Genomic DNA, 4,283 nt, shown 5'->3' on the forward strand with positions numbered 1-4,283 from the left:
CCTCCTGCTCGACGCCTTCGGCCATCCGGCCTTTCGCGCCCTTGTTGAGCATGACGATGATCGAGCCAATGATTTCGAGGTGGCTGAGTTCTTCAGTGGCGATATCCATCAGCAAGTCCTTGCGTCCCGGATCGTCCTCGGCCAGGGCTTGAGTGAAATAGCGCGAAGCCGCCGCCAGTTCACCTTGTGCGCCGCCAAACTGCTCGAGCAACAGATTGGCCAACCCCGGATTGGGCTCGGCGACACGAACGGTGTATTGAAGTCGCTTGTTATGTAGAAACATGACAAATCTCCTCAGTCGGGTAAGCGTGGCAAGTTCTGGGTAAAAGTTTGCCTACCCTTTTGTGAAGCATTGTCGTTGCGGAAATTTCAAAAAATTTGCGGCGGCAGGACAAATGGTTTGACCCGCGCGAACAAGCGAAACGGGGCTATACCGCTGAGGATATTCGCACTGGAATGACCGGAACTTATTGCCGGAAACGCGTCTCCAGCGCGCGATTCGATTTCCGGCGCCGCGACCACTAACGCAGCAGATGCACCACCAGCCCGACCAGTGCACAGCCCAGCAACACCTGAATCACTCCGCGTTTGAAGCGAAACAGCGCAACGGCTGCCGCAATGGCGATCAATGCCGAGGGCCAATCCAGGCTGCCGCTGAAGCCTTGCGGCCAGAGCACGTGGTAGCCGAAGAAACACGCCAGATTGAGAATCACCCCGACCACCGCAGCGGTAATCGCGGTCAGTGGGGCGGTGAATTTGAGTTCGTCGTGCGTTGACTCCACCAGCGGGCCGCCGGCGAGGATGAACAGGAAGGAAGGCAGAAAGGTGAACCACGTCACCAGTGCGGCAGCGACCGCTCCGGCGAGGAACACTTGATCGACGCCGAACACCTGCGTCACATAAGCGCCGACAAAACCGACAAACGCCACCACCATGATCAGCGGCCCCGGTGTGGTTTCGCCCAGCGCCAGGCCGTCGATCATCTGCGTCGGGGTCAGCCAGCCGTAGTGACCGACCGCACCTTGATAGACATAGGGCAGCACCGCATAAGCTCCACCGAAGGTGAGCAGCGCTGCCTTGGTGAAGAACCAGCTCATCTGCGTCAGTGTGCCCTGCCAGCCGAATAGCGCGGTCAATACCCCCATCGGCAACGCCCAAAGCGCGGCACCGATCACGGCGAGCGTGGCCAGTTTCGTCCAGCTGAAACGGGCATGGGCCGGGGTTGGCGTGTCGTCGTCGATCAACGCCGCGCCGAAAGACTTCTTCGCTGCGCTATGCCCGCCGGCCCTGAATTTCTCCGGCGCCAGTCGACCGCCGAAATAGCCAATCACCGCCGCACCCAGCACGATCAACGGGAACGGCACATTGAACGCAAAGATTGCGGTAAACGACGCCGCCGCAATCGCCCACAGCCAATTGTTCTTCAGCGCCCGCGAACCGATGCGATGCGCCGCTTGCACGACAATGGCCGTCACCGCAGGCTTGATCCCGTAAAACAGCCCCGCCACCACCGGCACTTCACCGAAGGCGATATAGAGCCACGACAGGAAAATCAGGATGAACAGCGACGGCAACACGAACAACGCCCCGGCCACAATCCCGCCCCAGCTCCGATGCATCAGCCAGCCAATATAAGTCGCCAACTGCTGCGCCTCAGGCCCGGGCAGCAACATGCAATAGTTCAAGGCATGCAGAAAACGCCGCTCGGAAATCCAGCGCCGCCGCTCGACCAACTCCTGGTGCATGATCGAAATCTGCCCGGCCGGCCCGCCGAAACTGATAAAGCCCAGCTTCAACCAGAACCAGAACGCCTCGCGCAGACTCACGGCCTGCGGCCTAACGTCGTCATCACTCACCAACGGCTGAACTTCACTCATCGAGCTGTTCCTTTTATGCAGTCGGCAGGTTGTACCCGAAAAGCGCAACGAACAAAACGCCAGAAACGAAAAAGCCCCCGTAATCATCAATGATTACGGGGGCTTCGTCTTGTTCAATAATGGCGGAGAGATAGGGACTCACCATACGTAGCCGCGAAGCCCAACAAACGCCGTATTTACTGGCTTTCCCGGCGATTTTACGTAGACTCTTTACGTAGAATCATCGGAGCTAGTGACCATGCCCAAGGCCAACAATCTCGAACTTCAAGGCGGCACCTACCACGTCAGAATGGATATACCCAAAGACGTGCGAGAGGCTTTCGGCGGTCGTCGTATTCTGTCGCTGTCGCTGAAAACTGGGTCGCGAGAAGAGGCAATGTTCCGTCGCCTACCCATCCTGCACGCTTGGAAGAGCCAGATAAAAGCTATACGTGAGGGCAAGTTACTGGGGGATGGCTGGCAAGAAGACATAGTGCAAACCCTTGAAGATTTGGATGCCATCACCCAAGGGCAGAAACGAGCGCTTGTCGGTGAGACCGCCCCACCACTGCCTGATGTTGATCCAGCCCTGAAAGCGAAGCTCATGAGCAGCCCTCGGTTCATGGAAGCAGTACGCCTGCTGGTGGGCGACCATCTCAAGGATGGAATCGGCGGGAAAGTACAGATTCAAGATGAACTGAATCGAGGACTCAAGGGAATGCTGCAAAAACGTCTTGGCACCGAATACAAGCTCACCGCTCAGCAGGGCCAAGAACTGGAAACATTGGTGAAAGATCCGGCCAGCTACAAGGCTCGCTCGCCGATTACGAAGGCACGGTTAGCCTCATTCCGCACCTACAGGCTTGAGCACCATGTCGCCCTCAAGACGATAAATCAGCAGGAGTCGAAGCTGTTGAATCTGTCGGAGCATCTGCAAACGACTGGCACCAAGCTCGACTTTGATTCGGTGAGTGCATGGCTACAGGGAATGAAGCTCAGTTCGAAAACCAAACAGCAATACCTGCTCGCTGGTAGCCAGTTCTGGCAATGGGCAATGACGCATGAGCCACAGTGGCGACAGACCTTCAAAGGGCATGTGAACCCGTTCGAGAAACACACGCTACCTGCACTCAAAGGCAAGGCCAAGCTTGACGCGAAACGGAAGGCTTTCACCGTTGAGGAAGTCGGCACCCTGTATTCAGCAGCGAAGACACAAGGTTTCGACATACTGGCAGACTTGATCCTACTGGGTGGGTATACCGGCGCTCGCATTGAGGAACTGTGCCAGCTCCGCAAGGAACATCTGATTACCGTGGACGGGGTGAGGATGTTCGATATCGTGGATTCGAAGACCGTTGCGGGGATTCGACAGGTGCCAGTGCATCCCAACCTAACGGCGCTGGTGGATCGACTCAACGAATCATCTACGGATGGCTATCTGGTGCCCACCGGCAGCAATAACAAATACTCGATTCGGTCGGACGCATTGAGTAAGGCGTTTGGTAGGCTGAAAACCACCTTGGGCTTTGATCGTACCCGCGTGTTCCACAGCATAAGGGCGACGGTAATTACTCAACTGGTACGGGCAGACATACCTGACAGGTTGATCAAGGAGCTTGTAGGTCATGAAACCGGAACGGTGACGTTCGACGTGTATTCGAATGGATCGTCACCGAAACAGAAGTTCGACGCCGTCGCTAAGCTACCCGCCATACCAACTGATTAAATGTCAGCGCCGCTGACGGTGTTATTCCCTTTGAGCTAAGGCTCACCCAGCGGGAACACCTCAACGGAACGGGTTCACCTCGACCAAATACACCATCTACAAAAATCAGCTTGTGCTCTTGATCTTGTCTTGGGTGCAGACACGACAGCGAACGCTGTCAGGGTTACTCGTGACCGAAGGTCACAAGGGAATACACGTCAGCTCCGCTGACAACGTGAAGGGCAAAATCAAGAGCTGGGCTTCGTCTTTTATGATGCGACTCTATTCCACTAGAGTATTACGTATATAATTCTAAGACGATTAGCGCATAAGCCACTCCACCTGTCCTGCCGACCTTGAGACCCGCCCACCGAAGACGATACTGTACACGCATACAGTATTTGATTTGGATTTGGTGTATGCAATGGAAAATGACCTGATCGATGATTCTGGCTTTGAATTGGGCATGCCCAGCATTGAAGACATGCTTCGCCATGAATGCGACCTCCTGCACTCAGAACTTGAGGTGACCCGGCGTGACCTACGCCAAGCTCAAAGGAACCTTGCGGGGATGATTCGCATGTGGCGCGACAACGCCAAAGAGGTGGCAGCTCTGAAAGCTGAGAAGCAACGGATCGAAAAGCTATTAGGTGAGTATTACGAGGCCGACAGACAGAAGACACCAACGCTTAGGTATGCCTATGGAAACTACGAAAAGAAGT

General features: G+C 55.6%; 4 protein-coding genes. 2 read left to right on the forward strand and 2 right to left on the reverse strand.

All coding sequences use genetic code 11. The features are described from left to right. The coding region (locus OQK_RS30355) for a manganese catalase family protein (RefSeq protein WP_038860540.1) at positions 1-283 on the reverse strand (283 nt) is incomplete at its 3' end. A gap of 238 nt (positions 284-521) precedes the next feature. Beyond that, positions 522-1,877, reverse strand: a complete 1,356-nt coding sequence (gene chrA / locus OQK_RS04145) for a chromate efflux transporter (RefSeq protein ID WP_016771248.1) — start codon at positions 1,875-1,877, stop codon at positions 522-524. Between the two features lie 238 nt (positions 1,878-2,115). On the opposite strand from chrA, the gene OQK_RS04150 reads away from it, so the two are divergent. Together OQK_RS04150 and OQK_RS30360 are read left to right on the forward strand one after the other, a co-directional pair. Further along, positions 2,116-3,582 (forward strand): tyrosine-type recombinase/integrase, encoded by a 1,467-nt coding sequence (locus OQK_RS04150; protein WP_016771249.1) that lies wholly within the window; start codon positions 2,116-2,118, stop codon positions 3,580-3,582. Positions 3,583-3,985: 403 nt separating this feature from the next. After that, the coding region (locus OQK_RS30360; RefSeq protein WP_016771250.1) for a hypothetical protein at positions 3,986-4,283 on the forward strand (298 nt) is incomplete at its 3' end.

Source organism: Pseudomonas sp. R62 (genome assembly GCF_000257605.1).
GTDB lineage: Bacteria > Pseudomonadota > Gammaproteobacteria > Pseudomonadales > Pseudomonadaceae > Aquipseudomonas > Aquipseudomonas atacamensis.